An 18,459-nucleotide genomic window follows, 5' to 3' on the forward strand; every position below is an offset into this window, starting at 1 on the left:
TTTAAGTCAAGAAATTTAGGAGGAATTAATTAATGTCTGTTAAGATTCGTATGCGCCGTATGGGCTCAAAGAGAAAACCTTTTTACCGTATCGTAGTTGCTGATTCACGTATGCCACGTGACGGCCGTTTCATCGAAGAAGTTGGTTACTACAACCCACTTACTAACCCTGATGAAGTTAAGCTTGAAGAAGATAAGATTTTTGAATGGCTTGAAAAAGGTGCTCAACCATCAGATACTGTAAGAAGTTTACTTTCAAAAGCTGGTTTGATGACTAGATACCACGACGCAAAGTACGGTAAGTAATTTACTATTGCAATTAGAAGTTTGGGAAAGTTCTTCCCAAACTTTTTTATTTAGAAAGAATAAGTTCTATGACTGAATATTTTGAAGTTGGAAAGATATTGTCTCCTCATGGATTAAAGGGAGAAGTTAAGGTAAATGCAACAACTGATTTTCCAGAGGAAAGATTAGCTACAGGAAGTAGATTGTTTATTAAGAATAATAAACAGTATGAAGAATTAATTGTAGAAAATACTCGACGCCATAAACAATTTTATTTAGTTAAATTTGAAAAGATTGATGATATTGATCAAGCTGAAAAAATTTGCAGTAAAGAATTATATGTAGCAGAAACAGATCAACAAGAATTACCTGAAGGTAGCTATTACTTTAAGGACATCTTAAATTGCCCGGTCTATGATGCTGAGACTGGAGAAAAGCTAGGAGTATTAGAAAACATTGAAACTCCTGGTGCTAATGATATTTGGGAGATAAAGCCAGAAAAAGGAAAGAGTTTTTGGATTCCAAATATTGAATCAGTAGTTAAAAAAGTTGATCTAGCCAATAAGAGAATAGAAGTAACTTTGCTTGAAGGATTACGAGATGAAAATTAATGTTTTAACCCTTTTTCCAGATATGTTTACTCCTTTGCAGGTCTCAATGTTAGGAAGAGGTCTAGAAGACAAAAAATGGGAATTAAACTTAGTTAATTTCCGTGACTTTACTAGGGACGTACATCATCATGTCGATGATACTCCTTATGGGGGTGGAGCTGGGATGGTACTTCAAATTATGCCAATAAAAAAAGCTCTAGATTCTTTAACTAATAAAGGAAAAGTAATTATTACTGCTCCACAAGGAAAAACTTTCAATGAAAAAATGGCCCAAGATTGGTCAAAAGAAGAAAATTTAACTTTTATTTGTGGTCACTATGAAGGTTTTGATCAGAGAATCTATGATTTGGCTGATGAAACAGTATCAATTGGCGATTACGTCCTTACTGGTGGAGAATTACCAACAATGAGTATGATTGATGCTACTGTTCGTCTCTTACCGGGGATTCTGGGAAATTCTGCTTCTCCAGTAGAAGAAAGTTTTTCACACGGTCTTTTAGAATATCCGCAATATACGCGTCCTGCTGATTTTGAAGGTCAGAAAGTCCCTGAAGTATTAACATCGGGCAATCACCAAAAAATTGCTGAATGGCGTCATAAGGAAGCCTTACGAGCAACATATCTCTACCGTCCCGATATGTTAGCTGACCGTGAGTTAACATATGAAGAAAAGAGAATGCTTGAAGAAATTAAAAGTGAAAAAGAGAATTAGTATTTACAAGCATTTTTCTATTTGGTAAACTAGTCGTTGTGGCATAAGCCACTGATTTATGGGTATTCCGCTGGCACAAGGTGTTGATGAATGCCGTAGAAGGAGAGAAAATGATGGATCCATTAATTCAAGAATTAACTAAAGAACAATTACGCGATGATATGCCTGACTTCCGTGCAGGTGACACTGTTCGTGTTCACGTACGTGTTGTAGAAGGTACTCACGAACGTATTCAGATGTTCGAAGGTGTTGTAATTAAGCGTAAGGGTGCTGGTATCAGCGCAACTTACACTGTACGTAAGATGTCATCAGGTATTGGTGTTGAACGTACTTTCCCAGTAAATGACCCACGTGTTGCTAAGGTTGAAGTTCTTCGTCACGGTCGTGTACGTCGTGCTAAGCTTTACTACTTACGTGAACGTCACGGTAAAGCAGCTAGAATTGCTGAAAAGCGTCGCGGTTAATTTAATTAATCAAGACAGTATTAAAAGCCATCTCGAAAGAGATGGCTTTTTTTGTAGATAAAAAAAGAGTTTCAAAAAAGAAACTCTTTTTGATTAATAAAATGTAATGTGATTTAGTGGCCAGTAGCGCATCTTCACTACTCCCACAATTTTACTTCGTGGAATTGTTCCAATATAGCGACTGTCTTTAGAAACGCTTCTGTGATCTCCCATTACAAAATAAGTATTAGCAGGAACTTTATTAGTCTTTTGCATTTCTTTTAGTTGCTTTGAAGTATAAAATTGACGATAATTTTGAGTTTTAGCTAGAGAACTCAGAGTGAAATTTTGGGTATTAGTATATTTAGTACCGGAAATTCCGTCCTCTCCATTGTCAATTAATTTTTGACCAGCTTTTAACCATGGTTGATTAAGTTTTTTACCATTAATATAAATTTGATTATTTTTACTTACAATGGTATCTCCCGGTAACCCGATTACTCTCTTAATATATACGGCTCCTGGTTCGTCAGGCGCATCAACAATTACAATGTCGCCTTCCTTAATCTTGGCGTGCCTAAGAGCAATAACACGATCGTTATTTTCAAAAGTAGGTTGCATTGAAATTCCAGATACAGTTAAGTTGGCAAAAACATATTTATTTAGTACAAAGAAGATACCAAAAAATATGGCTGCTAGAATTAGTACCTGGAGAATCCACTGACCCCAGCTTTCAGATTGTTCTTGTTTTTTCAATTTTTTCACCTTATTTAATCTATTTCAACATAAAGTGTAACCCTAAATTAGTATTTTGTCGATTAAACAAAAAAGATGAAAAATAATTTTAATTTATATAATTAAATAGGAGATAAAGGTCTTGAAGAGGTCGAAAATTTTAATTTAGCTTATAATGAAAACAACAAGAGCAATCATAAGAAGGGAGTAAAAAAGATGCATGAATATTCAGCTGGTAGTATTGTTTATCGTATTAAAAATAATAAAATAGAATTTTTACTTGTCCAAAGTAGACTTAACCGAACTTGGGGCTTTCCGAAAGGGCATCTAGAAAAGGATGAAAATAATGTACAGGCTGCTCAAAGAGAAGTCTATGAAGAAGTGGGACTAAAACCAGATTATGATTTTGATTTTGAGGAAAGTATTACTTATAAAATTGCCCGGGATCGATTAAAAACTGTAACATTGTTTTTGAGTAGATTTAACCCGGATCAAAAAATAGAGCTACAAAAAAGTGAAATTGGAGATTATAAATGGGCAACTTTAGGAGAAGCTAATTCCTGTTTAAATTATGAAGAATTGAAAGAATTATTGAAGAAGGCACAGGAATATATTGAAAATGAAATATCCAGATAAACTCTTAGCTGAAGTTAAGGAAAGATCAAAGGGGATGAAATTAGAAGGAATTAATTTTGGTGCTGGTCCAGTTCATCCCAAGCTTATGATTGTAGGAGAAGCGCCAGGAAGAGAAGAGATAGAGTCGCTAATCCCGTTTCACGGTGCGTCTGGAAAAGAATTAATGAAATCTTTAGCCTCAATCGGGCTTAAACGAGACGATGTATATATAACTAGTGCTGTCAGAAGCCGTCCTTATAGTATTAAGCACACATTTAGTAAAAAAGAAAATAAAGAAGTAATCAAATATCCTAATCGAAAACCGACTAAAAAGGAAATTTTGGCACATGCACCATTTTTAGATTATGAAATTAAGTGTGTTAAACCTAAAATCATTGTAACAGTGGGTACTACGGCTCTAACAAGATTGCTAGATGATAAATATGAAATTAGTAATGTGCATGGAAAAATTATTGAAAATACTCCAATTTTAGAATTAAATGATAAAAAAGATGGTTATATTTGGTCTAAAGAAAAGTATATCGTTGTACCGCAATACCATCCCGCAGCTGTTTTTTATAATAGAAAATTAGCCGAAGTAATTGCGCAAGACTGGTTAAATGTAAAACCGCTAATTAAATAGCAAAAAAATGGTAGGAATGACATTTCCTACCATTTTTTAATCAATATTATTACGATATAGACCTACAACTTTACCTAAAATTTGAACCACAGGTAAAATAATTGGATCCATTGTATCGTTTTCTGGCTGCAGACGATAATAGCCATCTTCTTTGAAAAATCTTTTAACAGTTGCTTCGTTATCTTCAGTCATAGCAACAACAATCTCACCATTATTAGCACTAGATTGTTTACGAACAATGACATGATCACCATTTAAAATTCCAGCATTAATCATTGATTCGCCATACACACGTAACATGAAAAGCTCGCCAGCATCATTTTCGAGATCAGGAGGAAGAGGAAAATACTCATCGATGTCCTGAACAGCTAAGATAGGTTGACCAGCAGTAACTACGCCAACAACAGGAATATCTTTAGGTTTAATTCCTAGAGCTTCTCGACCTTTTTCAGTTACTTCGATTGCTCTTGGTTTAGTGGCATCTTTTAAAATATAGCCTTTCTTTTCTAGGCGTGCTAGGTGACCGTGAACGGTTGAAGTAGAAGAAAGATCCACTGCGCTACAGATTTCTCGCACTGTAGGAGGAAAAGCTCGTTCTTCAACAGTATCGTAAATAAAACGTAAAATTTCTAATTGTTTATTTGCATGTGGTTCAGTCATAATTTTTTCTCCATTTACTTACTTATTAGTATTCTAACAAAAAAATATTATCTCGGCAAACAGGCGTTCTTAGTAGTTGAGTCTTTTTTTATTGGTATAATTAAGGTAAACTAACATTGTTTAGTGAGGTGTTTATTATGGACAAAAAAGAAGAAGAAAATTTAATTAAACGAATCAATGAATTAACTAAAATTAGTAGAGAACGTGAATTAACTCCTGATGAGTTAGAGGAACGTAAAAAATTAAGATCTGCTTTTCTAGAAAACTTCCGTGCTGGATTTAGACAACAATTAGAGGATACTGTAGTCATTGATAAAGATGGTAAAGAAGTAACCTCAGAAAAAGCTAAAGAGGCACAACGTCGTAAAGGATTAAGAAAAGATTAATATTTTACTTTAAAAAATACTATTTTTTTGGTATGCTGAAAAAGTACATTAATTTTTGGAGGTTTTTGGGAAATGAATTTAGGTTTAGCAATTTTTCTTATTATTATCGCATTATTAATCGGTCTTGTTGGCGGATTTTATGGTGCTCGCGCATACATGAAGAAGTATTTCCAAGACAATCCTCCTATTAGTGAAGATATGATTGCAGCTATGATGGCGCAAATGGGACAAAAACCATCTGCTAAGAAGCTTAATCAAGTTATGAATATGATGAAGCATCAACAACAAAAATAGTAGCTTCCTTTACTAATATTTGGTAATAGACAGAGGATCGTATTCCTCTGTCTTTTTGTATATGGTGGGGTGAAAAATGAATATTTTTAGCAAATTAGGATGGTTTTTTAAGCAAGAGAAGAAAAGATATATTATTGGTATTAGTTTTTTAGCTTTAACTTCAATTGCCAATTTAGTCCCACCTAGAATTTTGGGACTGATGGCTGACCAGCTAGATAAAGGGGCAATTAGCTGGGGTGAGTATGGTGCCTTGATTTTAGCTGTCATTGCTGCAGCCATAGTTTTATATTTATTGCGCTACTTTTGGCGTAAGCAAATTTGGGGTGGAGCAGCAGAGTTAGAAAGACAAATGCGATCCCGCTTATTTAAGCATTTTATGATAATGGATAAAACCTTTTATCAAAGGCACCGCACTGGGGATTTAATGGCACATGCGACTAATGATATTAATTCCATTCAAAATGTAGCAGGAGATGGAGTTTTGACTTTAGTTGACTCTTTAGTTACCGGTGGAACTACAATGATTGCAATGATTATTTTTACCAATTTTAGGTTAACGATTATTGCCCTTTTACCCCTTCCTTTTCTTGCTTTAGGTGCTTGGAAGTTAGGAGATAAGCTTCATTATAGTTTTGACAAATCACAAGCTGCATTTTCACGTTTAAATAATAAGACTCAAGAATCAGTTTCCGGAATTAAAGTATTAAAAGCCTTTGGTGAAAGTGAGCAAGATTCAGCTGCTTTTAATAAGATGATAGATGATACTATTCAAATCAATAAGAAAGTTTTTAAATGGGATTCAATGTTTGATCCATTAGGGACATTAATTATTGGAGCAACTTATGTAATTACGATTATCTATGGTGGATTACTGGTATCAAATCATACTTTATCAGTTGGTCAATTGGTTTCTTTTATTGCCTATATTTCTAATATGGTATGGCCGATGTTTGCAATTGGTTATTTATTTAATATTTTAGAGCGTGGATCAGCCTCCTATGATCGTGTTGAACGTCTATTATATGAGAAACCTCAAATTACTGATGAAAACGCTGATCAGAGCTTAACAGCTCGAGATATTCAAGGTGATTTAAAATATGAAATTAAATCCTTTGCCTATCCTGATGAAAAAGAAATACCAGTTTTGCAAAATATTAATTTTACATTAAAACCAGGACAAACATTAGGTTTAGTGGGAAAAGTTGGATCCGGAAAGACCACTATTATTGAGCTTTTATTAAGAGAGTTTGATCAATACCAAGGAAGAATAAGCTTAGGTGGTCATGATATTAGAAATATTCCTTTAAAATTACTTTTAAGTGAAATTTCGTATGTTCCACAAAATAATTTCTTGTTTTCTACCTCCATTGAAAAAAATATTGCTTTTTCTGATGAAAATGTGGAGAAGGATAAAATTGAATCTGCAGCTCAAAAGAGTGATTTACACGATGACATTTTGCAAATGCCAAATGGGTATAAAACATTGGTAGGTGAGAATGGAGTATCTTTGTCTGGGGGACAAAAACAAAGATTGTCAATTGCACGAGCCTTGTTAAAAGAAAGTCCTGTTTTGATATTAGATGACGCTCTTTCAGCGGTGGATGCAAAGACAGAGACATCTATTTTGGATTCACTTAAATCGGAAAGAAAAGGAAAAAAGACCTTGATTGCGGCCCATCGTTTGACTTCCGTAATGGATGCAGATCTCATCTTAGTTCTAAAAGAGGGGAAGATTGTTGAAAGAGGAAAACATGCCGACCTTTTAGCTCAAAATGGTTGGTATGCTGAAATGTGGCGTAAACAAGAACTACAAGCAAAGGTGGGTGAAGTAGATGGACAATAATGAAGAAAGCAAATCAGTTTGGTCTAAGGCCATCCCATTTAAAGAACAAGTTCAAATATTTAAAAGAGTTTTAAAGTACGTAAAGCCTTTTAAAGTGGAAATGGGAATTGCAATTTTTGGAGCTTTCTTAGTAAGTGTAATTAATATGCTTTTACCAAGAGGACTACAGTTTTTCTTAGATAATTATTTGATCAAACAAAAAGCGACAGTACAGATTATAATTTGGGCTGGACTATTATATGGGCTTGGAACAATTATTAAGGCAATTCTTCAGTTTGTATATCAATATTTATATGCACTTGGCGCTGAAAAGATACTTGAAAGTGTAAGAAAAGATTTATATCGAAAACTTCATAGTTTAGGGATGCGCTATTTTGACCAGACCCCAGCAGGTTCAATTGTATCAAGAGTCACTAATGATACGATGACTCTAAGCGACTTTTTAGGAGTACTTTGTCAAGTAGTCATTGGAGTATTTTCTTTAGTAACTGCTTTTATAGCGATGTATGTAACCAATAAATTTGCGGCGTTAATTGTCTTGCTGTTTTTACCAATTTTAGGTTTTATTTTCTGGATTTATACACAAAAGAGTTCTAGATTGTATCGTGCTTTTAGGGAACGACTTAGTCGAATTAATACTAACTTAAATGAATCTATTGAAGGAGTTTCTCTCATTCAGCAATTTAAGCAGGAAAAAAGAATGACAAACCATTTTGAAAATGAGAATGGTACTTTAATGAGAACACGTTTTAACTTGATCCGAGTTAACTCGCTTTTGCTCTCTCCAATGACTAGTTTGCTTTATTCATTGGCTCTTGCACTAGTGTTAATGTATTTTGGATTCCCATTACAAAAGACTTTTGTTCCTGCCGGAATTGTATATGCTTTTTCTCAATATGTACAACAATTTTTTAATCCTATTTCTACTATGATGGATCGAATGACTTCTTTTCAGGATGGGATTGTGGCAGGTAAACGTATTTTTAGAATTATGGATGAAAAAGAATACGAGCCGCGACAAGAAAATGATGAAAGAGCAGTTATTTCAAAAGGAAAGATTGAATTTAAAAATGTCAGCTTTTCTTATGATGGAAAGAATGAAATCTTACATGATGTATCTTTTGTAGTTAATCCGGGTGAAACTTTAGGAATTGTTGGTCATACTGGATCAGGAAAGAGTTCAATTATCAATGTAATGATGAGATTTTATGAATTTGGTAGTGGGGAAGTACTTATTGATGGCATTGATATTAGGAAGTTTCCAAAGAAAGAATTACGTAAAAAACTAGGATTAGTTTTACAAGAACCCTTTATGTTCTATGGGGACATTTCTTCAAATATTCGCTTGTATAATGACAAAATTACAGATCAACAAATTAAAGATGCTGCTAAAACCGTACAAGCAGATTCATTTATTGAAAAGATGCCTGGTAAATATCATGCAAAAGTGATTGAAGGTGGATCAGAACTTAGTCAAGGACAACGACAATTAATTTCATTTGCACGAACCTTAGTAACTGATCCTAAAATTTTAGTTCTAGATGAAGCAACGGCTAATGTCGATACAGAAACCGAAAATTTAATTCAAGAGGGATTAAAGAAGCTTCGTCAAGGAAGAACGACTTTGGCAATTGCGCACCGTCTTTCAACAATTGCAGATGCGGACCAGATTATTGTTTTGGATAAAGGAAGAATTGTTGAACGTGGTACACATGAGGAACTATTGAAGAAGAAAGGGTATTACTACAATCTTTATAAGCTTCAACAAAATAGCGATAAATAAAAAGCTCGGTCGTTTTGAAGTGCCTCATAATTGTTAGACATAAAATCTAATAATTATGAGGTATTTTTTTATGACCAAATATTCGACTGAATTAAAAATTGAAATTGTTTCCAAATATTTAAATCATGAAGATTCAATAAAAGGTTTAGCTAAACAATATAATATTCATTGGACTCTTATTCGTAGGTGGGTTGATAAGGCTAAGTGTCAAGGTTTAGCTGCCTTATCTGTTAAACATACTAAAACTACTTATTCTTCTGACTTTAGGCTAAATGTGGTACGCTACTACTTAACACATTCTATTGGAGTTTCAAAGGTAGCGGCTAAGTTTAATATTAGTGATTCTCAAGTATACAATTGGGCTAAAAAGTTCAATGAAGAAGGATACGCTGGGCTGCTGCCTAAACAGAAAGGTCGGCCTAGGAAAGTGCCTAAAAAGAGTAAGAAGACAACTAAAAAGTTAGAACTTAGTGAAAAGCAAAAGTATGAAGAAAAAATTCTTAAGCAGGAAGCTGAATTAGAAAGACTTAGAGTGGAAAATCTTGTCTTAAAAAAAGTGGCTGCCCGATATCCACGTTATCCAACAAACAAAAAACACAATTAATACAGGATATTCGGGCAAAACACCATCAAATTAAACTTAAGGTCTTATTTAAGGTGCTTAAATTAAATAGAAAGACTTACTATGACAATGTAAAAAATAGAATTAATCAAGCTGATAAGTATGCTTTAGTAAAAGAGAAGATTCAAGAAATCTATTATGGCTATGAAGGACAAGAAACATATGGTTATCGTCCTATGTGGGGAGCGTTAAGAGATGAAGGATTTAAATTTTCTCTAGAAACAGTACGTAAGTTAATGAGAAGTTTAGGAATAAAAACAACAATTTATCATAAAAATACTGGTAAATATAGTTCGTATAAGGGTAATGTAGGAAAGAAAGCACCAAATATCCTAAATCAAACTTTTGATGAAACTATCCCCTATAAAGTTCTTCATACCGATGTAACCGAATATAAACTAACTAACGGCAAGAAAGTTTATATTTCTCCTGTAGTAGATAAAGCTTCTTTGGAGATTCTAGCTTGTGCAGTAAGTTACTCTCCTGAAATGAAAACTATTTATAATATGCTAGATGAACTAGCAGATAATCTTCCACCAGGAGCTGCTCCTATCCTTCATTCAGATCAAGGCTTTCAATATCAGAATCCAGGCTATCAGGCTCGACTAAAGAAAATGAATATAATCCAAAGCATGTCCCTAAAAGGAAATTGTCATGATAATGCACCAGGAGAAACGATATTTAATCTAATGAAGAGAGAAAAACTGAATCGACTTAAGATTGGAAGTTTAGAAGAGATGAAGGAAATTCTGAAAGATTATATTTATTGGTTTAACAATGTTAGAAGATCAAACAAATTAAAATACACGACTCCTGTAAAATACAGAAATCGTGTATTATCAAATCTTTAAAATTTTATAAATGTCTAACTTTTCTATGGCACTTCATTTAAGACCGAGCTTTTATTTGAATTATATTTTATTTATCATTCAGCATGTATTGACGAGTCATTGGTAAGGTTTTACCAGATGGGCCCTTTGTTAATAGGTATTGAATAACATCAATGTTTCCTGATTCAAAGGAAGCTGCACAAGCTTGAAGATACATATCCCACATTCTTACAAAGCGTTCGCCCATCATTCCTTCAACCTCTAAACGATGGTCATTAAAGTTTTTATCCCAAATTTCAAGAGTTCTTTGATAGTGGCGACGAAGCATTTCCATGTCAGCAATTTGTAAGTTAGCTTCTTCAATTCTTGAGACAATTTCTACTAGGCCAGGGATGTAGCCACCTGGGAAGATATATTTGTTAATCCAGGCATTGGTAGCCCCGCCTTGTTGACGAGTAATACCATGAATTAAAGCAACACCGTGTGGCTTTAGGTATTTAGCAACGTCTTTGAAGTATTCTCCTAGGTTTTCTGAACCAACGTGCTCAAACATACCTACAGAAGTAACATAATCAAAATCACGATTACCTAATTCACGGTAATCTTCAAGTAAAACTTCGGCTTGATTTTCAAGACCCATGTCCTTGATCTTTTGGTTGACTAAATCAAATTGTTCTTGACTTAAAGTGACTCCGGTAACTTTAAGTCCATATTCTTTAGCTGCAGTTAGCATTAAGGTTCCCCAGCCACACCCAATATCTAATAAAGTCTTACCTGGTTTAGGATCTAATTTTTGAAGAATATGATGAACTTTAGCAATTTGAGCAGCTTCAAGATCATCTTTATTACCATTAGTGAAGTAAGCACATGAGTAAGTCATAGTTGGATCAAGCCATAGTTTATAAAAATCGTTACCGATATCATAGTGACTTTGAACATCTTCTTGACTTTGCTTCTCAGTATGCTTTTGCTTAGGTAAAAATTTTCTAAATTTTGAAGCACGCATAAATGATTCACTACTTTCATATGCTGCTTCAATTAATTTTTGGATACTACCCTTAATTTCAAGGTCCTTATCCATATAAGCTTCACCTAAAGCTAAAGAGGCATTACTTGTTATTTCTTTAAAAGGAATCTTTTTGTTAAAAATAACCTCCACTTCCGGTGTGCCATTTCCATAAATTTCTGATTTTCCATCCCAGTACGTAACTTTTACAGGGACATTAAATGAATGACTAAGCATCATTTTATACAAAGGTTTTTCTAACATTATCGATTCTCCTTTTCTACACTAGACTATGTCATTTTAACACTAAAAATCTTGAATAATAAAAAAATTATTTTGCGATATAGTGAAAGTCAGGATTTTGTTCTTTATCTAGCTTGTCCCAAGCTTCTTCCAATTGCTGGTATAGAGCAGGTGTAGTTTCTTTATTAATCTTTTCGCGGCGTGGAATATAGATTGGATCACCAAAACAAATGTCTAAGGATTTTCTTTTTAGGAAGCCTTTAAAGGTCAACGGTCCTTGATAAACAACTGGCACTAAAGGCTTATTAGCCATTTTGGCAATAACAAATGCGCCACTTTTAAGTTCTTCAGAATGACGAGTTCCGGAAGGAAAAATAATCAAAGATAGGTCACCTTTGCGTAATCCTTTAACAGGAATTTTAATTGCAGAAGGACCAGGATTATCGCGATCTACTGAAAAAGCATGTGCATGCACTAAAATAAATCTCAAAATAGGATTTTTAAAAAGTTCTTTTTTTGCCATAAACATAAATTCCATTGGACTTGCAGCCAAGGCAAAAAGAATTGGTTCCCACCAAGTTCGATGAGGGGCTACTAAAATATAGTTACCTTTTGGTATACGGTCTTTATGATGAACATGTAAATGTCCATTAAGTACCCAGACAATAAATCGGGCGATTGGGCGAATAATTTTATAAAACATGATCTTTCCTCCAATTTTATCTATAGTATTATACAATACAGCAAAGAATTTTTAGAAGGGTATAGAAAATGGATCTATTGAAACCTAATGAACGAATTGATTATATGTACAATGATGACCTACAAATCATCCAAGAAAAAGATGCGTTTTCTTTTTCTTTAGATACGCTTCTTCTTGGATATTTTGCGCAAAATAAAATACATGATAATTATAAAGTTGTTGATTTATGTAGTGGTAATGGGGCTGCTAGTATCTACATGTCCTATTTTAACCGGGCACATTATGATACGGTGGAGATTCAAAAAGAAATAGCTGATCAGGCAAGACGAAGTATTAAATTGAATAAATTAGAAAATCGGATAGAAGTCCATTGTCTGAATGCATTAGATGCCCCGAAAAAATTAGGTAAAGATAAGTATGATGTAGTTGTTGTTAATCCTCCTTATTTCAAAGTTCCTAAAGGTCATATTGTTAATCCAGATGAAAAAAAGGCCTTAGCAAGACATGAACTAGCAATTAACCTTGAGCAAATAATTAAAGTATCAAGTGATCTGCTGAAGATGAAAGGCAAAATGTTTATGGTTCATCGGCCTGAGCGTTTGGGTGAAATTATGCACTATTGTTTAGAAAATCAACTGAGTGTAAAGTGGGTGCAACCATTTGTCTCTAAGAGAGAGGCAGATGCTAATTTAGTTGTGGTAGAAGCAATTAGAAATACTGCGAGTGATGGTCTAGTTTTGAGGGATGCAATTGTTGTTCATAATCAAGATGGATCGTTTACACCTGAAATAAAAAAAGTTATCACTGAAAATAAGGAAGAAGGGCCTAAAAAAGAAAAATATTATTTTTACTGCTTATTGTGTAATGATGGAAGTTTCTATGGTGGTTTTACAAATGACTTAGCTCATCGATTAAAGATGCACAATGAAGGAAAAGGAGCTAAATACACAAAAACACGTCGACCAGTAAAAATGATTTATCATGAAGAATTTGATGATAAAAAACTGGCCTTAAAGAGAGAATATTGGTTCAAACACCATTCAAGAAAATGGAAAGAAGAGTTTTTAAAAGAACATAATGTAAAATTTTAATTGCATTTATAAAATTAATTAGTTACAATGTTCAAGTATGCGTTTCGCATATTAAATTTATATCACATCAAGAGCGATTAAATTCCTAGGTGCCATTTATTGGTCAGAATTTAATACGACCTCTTGAGAGGAATTAACCAGGAGGAATTTTTTATGACAGTTGTTACTATGAAGCAATTGCTTGAAGCAGGTGTCCACTTTGGTCACCAAACTAGAAGATGGGATCCAAAGATGGCTCCTTACATTTTCACTCAAAGAAACGGAATCTACATCATTGACTTACAAAAGACTATTAAGATGTTAGATGACGCTTACAACTACGTTAAGGCAGTTGCTCAAGACGGTGGCGTATTCTTGTTTGTTGGTACTAAGAAACAAGCACAAGACGCTGTTAAAGAAGAAGCTACACGTGCAGGTCAATACTACGTTAACCAACGTTGGTTAGGTGGTACTTTGACTAACTGGACTACTATCCAAAGCCGTGTTAAGAGATTAAAGGAATTAAAGCAAATGTCAGAAGATGGCACTTTCGACGTATTACCAAAGAAGGAAGTTGCACTTTTGACTAAGGAAATGGAAAAACTTGAAAGATTCTTAGGTGGTATTGAAGATATGCCAAGAATCCCAGATGTTATGTTTGTTGTTGATCCTAAGAAAGAAAAGATCGCTGTTCACGAAGCAAACATTTTAGGTATCCCTGTAGTAGCTATGGTTGATACTAACACTGATCCAGATCCAATCGACGTTGTTATTCCAGCAAACGATGACGCAATTCGTGCAATTCGTTTGATTTCAGGTGCTATGGCTGATGCAATTATCGAAGGTAAGCAAGGCCAAGATGACAGCGAAGATGTTGAAAAAGAAATGGCTGATAAAGCAGCAGCTGAAGACGATGAAGAAGAATCCATCGAAGTAGTTGTTGAAAAATCAGAAGACTAATTTGTTTTTACTGTTAGTTCTGTAGGAGGACATATTAATGGCAAAAATTACTGCTCAATTAGTTAAAGAATTACGTGAACGTACTGGTGCTGGTGTTATGGATGCCAAGAAAGCATTAGTAGAAGTTGACGGTGACATGGATAAGGCAGTTCAATACCTTCGTGATAAAGGTATGGCAAAGGCTGCTAAGAAAGCTGACCGTGTTGCAGCTGAAGGTTTAACTGGTGTTTACGTTGATGGTAATGTTGCAGCTATTACTGAAGTTAACTCAGAAACTGACTTCGTTTCTTCAAACGATAAGTTTGTTAAATTAGTTAATGCAGCTACTAAAACTATTGCTGAAGGTAAACCTGCTGACATGGAAGCAGCTGAAGAATTAAAGATGGCTGATGGTACTACTTTGGGTCAGTCATTCGTAGATGCAACTGCTACTATTGGTGAAAAGATCGTCTTACGTCGTTTCGCTTTAGAAGAAAAAACTGATGACCAAGAATTTGGTGCATACCAACACAATGGTGGCCAAATTGGTGTTATCACTGTTTTAGAAGGTGCTGATGCAGCTACTGCTAAGCATTTAGCTATGCACATTGCTGCTATGAGTCCTAAAGTTATCTCACCTGATGAATTAGATGATGAATTCATCACTGATCAATTAGCTGTTATGAACCACAAGATTGATCAAGATAACGAAAGTCGTGCTTTGGTAAACAAGAAGCCATTACCACACCTTGTTTATGGTTCAGAAAAACAATTAAGCGATGATGTTTTAGCTAAAGCTAAAGAAGACATTAAGGCTGAACTTAAAGAAGAAGGTAAGCCTGAAAAGATTTGGGATAAGATTATTCCTGGTAAGATGCAACGCTTTATTGATGATAATACTCAAGTTGATAAGCAATTTGCAGTTTTATCACAAAACTACATTATGGACGACAGCAAGACTGTTGGCGAATTCTTGAAGGAAAAGGGAGCTAAGTTAGTTGCTTTCCAACGTTACGAAGTTGGCGAAGGTATTGAAAAGAAGCAAGAAGACTTTGCTGCCGAAGTACGTGAACAAATGAAGTAATTATTTACTTAAAAATGGGAGTAACGCTTAGGCGTTGCTCCTTTTTTTCGGTATAATATATTGCAGTGATTTTATGGTAAAATGATAAAAGCAATGAGGAGGTAAATTTATGAGTCAAGTTAAGTATAAACGTATTATTTTAAAAGTTTCTGGTGAGGCCCTTGCTGGTGAAAAAGGTACTGGTATTAACCCAGAGGTTATTAAGCATCTAGCTGAAGAAATTAAGTCTGTTCACGATATGGGTGTTGAAATCGGCATTGTGTGTGGCGGTGGAAACATGTGGCGTGGTGAAACTGGTGCAAATCTGGGTATGGAAAGAGCTCAGGCAGACTACATGGGAATGTTAGCAACAATTATGAATGGTCTAGCATTACAAGATGGATTAGAAAACTTGGGCGTTCCAACACGAGTACAAACATCAATTGAAATGCGTCAAATTGCGGAACCATATATTCGTCGTAAAGCCGTTCGTCATTTAGAAAAGGGCCGTGTTGTTATTTTTGGTGGTGGTACCGGTAATCCTTACTTCTCAACCGATACTACTGCAGCTTTAAGAGCAGCTGAAATTAATGCAGATGTAATTTTGATGGCTAAAAATGGAGTTGACGGCGTTTACTCAGCTGATCCTAAAGTTGATCCAAATGCTAAGAAATACTCTGAATTAACTCAACTTGATTTGATTTCAAAGAACTTAAAAGTAATGGATAGTACAGCTAGTTCATTGTCTATGGATAATAATATTCCACTAGTTGTCTTTAATGTAAATAAGCCTGGTAACATCAAGAAAGTTGTTATGGGTGAAAATATTGGTACTGTAATCAAAGGTGATAAATAATGGCTAATGAAGTAATTGAAAAAGCAAAAGATAATATGAAAAAGTCTATCGCTGTATTCCAAAAGGAATTAGGTGGTATTCGTGCCGGCGTGGCAAATGCAAGCTTATTGGATGGAATTAAGGTTAACTACTACGGTGTTCCAACTCCACTTACACAAATGTCTAGTGTAAGTATTCCTGAAGCTCGTGTTTTAATGGTAACGCCTTATGATAAATCAACTTTAGATGACATTGAACATGCTATCTTAGCTTCTGATCTTGGAATTACTCCAGCTAATGATGGTACTGTAATTAGAATTGTTATTCCGCAATTAACTGGTGAACGTCGTCAAGAAATTGCTAAGCAAGTAGGCAAGCTTGCTGAAAAAGGTAAGATTGCTGTCCGCAATGTTCGTCGAGATGCAATGGATACTTTGAAGCGTCAAGAAAAAGATGGCGATATTACTGAAGATGAACAACGTAGTTTAGAAAAACAAGTTCAAAAAGTAACTGACGATGCTACTAAAGAAATTGATAAATTAGCAGATCAAAAGAGTCAAGAAATTACTCAGGGTTAGTTTAGGACTTGATAAGATATGTCAGAATCAAAAAAACCACTTAATCATTTAGCCATAATTATGGATGGAAATGGTAGATGGGCAAAAAAAAGACATTTACCACGTTTTGTCGGACATCGTCATGGTATGGATAATATTCGAAATATTGCTCTTGCCGCCAATAAATTAGGAATAAAAGTTTTAACACTTTATGCTTTTTCAACTGAAAATTGGGCTCGTCCGACTGACGAAGTAAACTATTTGATGCGTTTACCAATTGACTTTTTTGATAAGTTTATGCCGGAACTAATGGAAAATAACGTTCGGGTTAATATCATGGGATTTGTAGACGAATTACCTGAGAAGACATATTTAGTAACCCAAAAAGCCATGGCAGAAACAGCTAATAATACAGGAATGGTATTGAATTTTGCCTTTAACTATGGATCGCGTAGAGAAATAACGGCTGGAGTACAAGAAATTGCTCGTAAGGTAAAAGTCGGGGAAATTGATATTGATGATATTAGTGAAAAAATGGTCTCGGATCATTTGCTGACTCATTCTTTAGCTCCATATGAAGACCCTGATTTATTAATTAGAACATCTGGAGAAGAACGTTTATCAAATTTCTTACTGTGGCAAATGGCCTATACTGAATTTAGTTTTTCAGATAAATTATGGCCAGATTTTGATAAAACTGATTTAGAAGAATTAGTTAAAGATTATCAAGGACGTAATCGTCGTTTTGGAAAAGTATAATTTTAATTAGAACTGTAGAATTTTAAATGAAACAACGTGTAATAACAGCTATTGTAGCTTTAATTTTATTTATTCCGATTGTTTTAATGGGCGGCATTTGGATTGATGTCCTAGTTTGTGCGTTTGCAGCAGTTGGAATTAGCGAAATTTTTATTATGAAGAAGCAAATTATTGTTTCTTGGGATTTTATCTTGGCCTTATTAGCAACCTTGACTATGGCAGTCCCCGATTCATTCTTTAAATTTTTACCTGCGTTTTTAAATAAGTATGATATTTTTTATATCTTCGTAATGTTGATGCTCGTAAGAACGGTTTTGTCTAAGAATAAGGTTACATTTGATGATGCCGGAGTTTATACTTTGGCTGCCTTATACATCGGAACTGGCTTTCACTTCATGGCCGCTATTAGAAATGCCCATCTTGGATTAGCAATTTTAGGCTATGTATTTGCAGTTGTTTGGTCAACGGATATTGCAGCGTATATGGTGGGACGTAAGATTGGAAAGCATAAATTATGGCCAGTTATTAGTCCTAATAAAACATGGGAAGGATCTATTGGAGCAGTAATTTGTGCAGTAATTATCGCAGCAATTTATGTTACCTTAGTTCCTACTGGTAGGAATAATGCTATGATGATTGTTCTAGCCTTCTTCTTATCAATTGTTGGTCAGATGGGAGATTTAGTTGAATCAGCCTACAAACGCTTTTATGGTGTGAAAGATTCAGGTAAGATCTTGCCTGGTCATGGAGGAATTTTAGATCGATTTGATAGCATGCTTTTCGTTTTACCTGTTGTTGCATTTATGGGTATTTTATAGGAGAG

At 34.5% G+C, this 18,459-nt stretch carries 22 protein-coding genes; 18 read left to right on the top strand and 4 right to left on the bottom strand.

The window, feature by feature from the left end:
- Positions 1 to 32: 32 nt before the first annotated feature.
- The 4 genes from rpsP (at position 33) to rplS (ending at position 2,071) form a co-directional block, all read left to right on the top strand.
- A complete protein-coding gene (gene rpsP, locus GTO82_RS03670; RefSeq protein ID WP_003647505.1) occupies positions 33 to 305 on the top strand; it encodes a 30S ribosomal protein S16 in 273 nt (90 codons plus the stop codon).
- Positions 306 to 373: 68 nt separating this feature from the next.
- Positions 374 to 895 carry a ribosome maturation factor RimM gene (gene rimM, locus GTO82_RS03675; RefSeq protein WP_004895297.1) on the top strand — a complete coding sequence of 174 codons (522 nt, stop codon included), beginning with the start codon at positions 374 to 376 and terminating at the stop codon, positions 893 to 895.
- Positions 885 to 1,607 carry a tRNA (guanosine(37)-N1)-methyltransferase TrmD gene (trmD, locus tag GTO82_RS03680; protein WP_180873798.1) on the top strand — a complete coding sequence of 241 codons (723 nt, stop codon included), beginning with the start codon at positions 885 to 887 and terminating at the stop codon, positions 1,605 to 1,607. The genes rimM and trmD overlap by 11 nt, the downstream gene beginning before the upstream one ends.
- Before the next feature lie 113 nt (positions 1,608 to 1,720).
- On the top strand, positions 1,721 to 2,071 hold the full coding sequence (gene rplS / locus GTO82_RS03685; RefSeq protein ID WP_003647502.1) for a 50S ribosomal protein L19: 351 nt from the start codon (positions 1,721 to 1,723) through the stop codon (positions 2,069 to 2,071).
- A gap of 93 nt (positions 2,072 to 2,164) precedes the next feature.
- On the opposite strand, the gene lepB is transcribed toward rplS, so the two are convergent.
- Positions 2,165 to 2,806 (bottom strand): signal peptidase I, encoded by a 642-nt coding sequence (gene lepB / locus GTO82_RS03690; RefSeq protein ID WP_180873799.1) that lies wholly within the window; start codon positions 2,804 to 2,806, stop codon positions 2,165 to 2,167.
- 195 nt (positions 2,807 to 3,001) lie between these two features.
- Here lepB and GTO82_RS03695 point away from each other — a divergent pair, with 195 nt between their 5' ends.
- The gene (locus GTO82_RS03695; RefSeq protein ID WP_180873801.1) at positions 3,002 to 3,421 is read left to right on the top strand and encodes a bis(5'-nucleosyl)-tetraphosphatase; all 420 of its coding nucleotides are present in this window, start codon (positions 3,002 to 3,004) and stop codon (positions 3,419 to 3,421) included.
- Entirely contained in the window at positions 3,405 to 4,043 is a 639-nt protein-coding gene (locus GTO82_RS03700; protein WP_011162246.1) for a uracil-DNA glycosylase, read from the top strand. The genes GTO82_RS03695 and GTO82_RS03700 overlap by 17 nt, the downstream gene beginning before the upstream one ends.
- Before the next feature lie 36 nt (positions 4,044 to 4,079).
- On the opposite strand, the gene lexA is transcribed toward GTO82_RS03700, so the two are convergent.
- Positions 4,080 to 4,703 (bottom strand): transcriptional repressor LexA, encoded by a 624-nt coding sequence (gene lexA / locus GTO82_RS03705; protein ID WP_180873802.1) that lies wholly within the window; start codon positions 4,701 to 4,703, stop codon positions 4,080 to 4,082.
- Positions 4,704 to 4,840: 137 nt separating this feature from the next.
- Between lexA and GTO82_RS03710 the strand changes: the two genes are divergently transcribed.
- The 5 genes from GTO82_RS03710 (at position 4,841) to GTO82_RS03730 (ending at position 10,482) form a co-directional block, all read left to right on the top strand.
- A complete protein-coding gene (locus GTO82_RS03710; RefSeq protein ID WP_011162244.1) occupies positions 4,841 to 5,089 on the top strand; it encodes a DUF896 domain-containing protein in 249 nt (82 codons plus the stop codon).
- A gap of 72 nt (positions 5,090 to 5,161) precedes the next feature.
- Positions 5,162 to 5,383, top strand: a complete 222-nt coding sequence (locus tag GTO82_RS03715) for a YneF family protein (protein ID WP_003649044.1) — start codon at positions 5,162 to 5,164, stop codon at positions 5,381 to 5,383.
- 76 nt (positions 5,384 to 5,459) lie between these two features.
- Positions 5,460 to 7,226 carry an ABC transporter ATP-binding protein gene (locus GTO82_RS03720; protein WP_180873804.1) on the top strand — a complete coding sequence of 589 codons (1,767 nt, stop codon included), beginning with the start codon at positions 5,460 to 5,462 and terminating at the stop codon, positions 7,224 to 7,226.
- Positions 7,216 to 9,009, top strand: coding sequence for an ABC transporter ATP-binding protein (locus tag GTO82_RS03725; protein ID WP_180873806.1), 1,794 nt, complete (start codon positions 7,216 to 7,218; stop codon positions 9,007 to 9,009). The genes GTO82_RS03720 and GTO82_RS03725 overlap by 11 nt, the downstream gene beginning before the upstream one ends.
- Before the next feature lie 70 nt (positions 9,010 to 9,079).
- Positions 9,080 to 10,482, top strand: a protein-coding gene (locus GTO82_RS03730; protein WP_180873711.1) for an IS3-like element IS1223 family transposase whose coding sequence is annotated in 2 segments (ribosomal slippage) — positions 9,080 to 9,554 and positions 9,554 to 10,482 — 1,404 coding nt in all. Because the reading frame shifts where the segments join, the coding sequence is not laid out codon by codon here.
- A 67-nt stretch (positions 10,483 to 10,549) separates the two neighbouring features.
- On the opposite strand, the gene GTO82_RS03735 is transcribed toward GTO82_RS03730, so the two are convergent.
- Positions 10,550 to 11,731 (bottom strand): SAM-dependent methyltransferase, encoded by a 1,182-nt coding sequence (locus tag GTO82_RS03735; protein ID WP_004897118.1) that lies wholly within the window; start codon positions 11,729 to 11,731, stop codon positions 10,550 to 10,552.
- Positions 11,732 to 11,798: 67 nt separating this feature from the next.
- Entirely contained in the window at positions 11,799 to 12,413 is a 615-nt protein-coding gene (locus tag GTO82_RS03740) for a lysophospholipid acyltransferase family protein (RefSeq protein WP_004897119.1), read from the bottom strand.
- A gap of 68 nt (positions 12,414 to 12,481) precedes the next feature.
- On the opposite strand from GTO82_RS03740, the gene GTO82_RS03745 reads away from it, so the two are divergent.
- The 7 genes from GTO82_RS03745 (at position 12,482) to GTO82_RS03775 (ending at position 18,454) form a co-directional block, all read left to right on the top strand.
- Positions 12,482 to 13,504, top strand: coding sequence for a GIY-YIG nuclease family protein (locus GTO82_RS03745; protein WP_180873808.1), 1,023 nt, complete (start codon positions 12,482 to 12,484; stop codon positions 13,502 to 13,504).
- 153 nt (positions 13,505 to 13,657) lie between these two features.
- The gene (rpsB, locus tag GTO82_RS03750) at positions 13,658 to 14,443 is read left to right on the top strand and encodes a 30S ribosomal protein S2 (protein ID WP_004895270.1); all 786 of its coding nucleotides are present in this window, start codon (positions 13,658 to 13,660) and stop codon (positions 14,441 to 14,443) included.
- A 37-nt stretch (positions 14,444 to 14,480) separates the two neighbouring features.
- Positions 14,481 to 15,506 (top strand): translation elongation factor Ts, encoded by a 1,026-nt coding sequence (tsf, locus tag GTO82_RS03755; RefSeq protein WP_180873810.1) that lies wholly within the window; start codon positions 14,481 to 14,483, stop codon positions 15,504 to 15,506.
- A 109-nt stretch (positions 15,507 to 15,615) separates the two neighbouring features.
- Positions 15,616 to 16,341: a UMP kinase gene (gene pyrH, locus GTO82_RS03760; protein WP_004895268.1), complete on the top strand. Its 726-nt coding sequence runs from the start codon at positions 15,616 to 15,618 to the stop codon at positions 16,339 to 16,341.
- Positions 16,341 to 16,898 carry a ribosome recycling factor gene (frr, locus tag GTO82_RS03765; RefSeq protein ID WP_004895267.1) on the top strand — a complete coding sequence of 186 codons (558 nt, stop codon included), beginning with the start codon at positions 16,341 to 16,343 and terminating at the stop codon, positions 16,896 to 16,898. The genes pyrH and frr overlap by 1 nt, the downstream gene beginning before the upstream one ends.
- An 18-nt stretch (positions 16,899 to 16,916) precedes the next feature.
- Complete coding sequence (locus GTO82_RS03770) at positions 16,917 to 17,636, top strand: isoprenyl transferase (RefSeq protein WP_004897123.1); 720 nt, start codon at positions 16,917 to 16,919, stop codon at positions 17,634 to 17,636.
- A gap of 26 nt (positions 17,637 to 17,662) precedes the next feature.
- Complete coding sequence (locus GTO82_RS03775) at positions 17,663 to 18,454, top strand: phosphatidate cytidylyltransferase (protein WP_004897124.1); 792 nt, start codon at positions 17,663 to 17,665, stop codon at positions 18,452 to 18,454.
- Positions 18,455 to 18,459: the final 5 nt, after the last annotated feature.

Origin of the sequence: Lactobacillus johnsonii (assembly GCF_013487865.1) — a bacterium.
In the GTDB taxonomy this organism is placed as follows: Bacteria; Bacillota; Bacilli; order Lactobacillales; family Lactobacillaceae; genus Lactobacillus; species Lactobacillus johnsonii_A.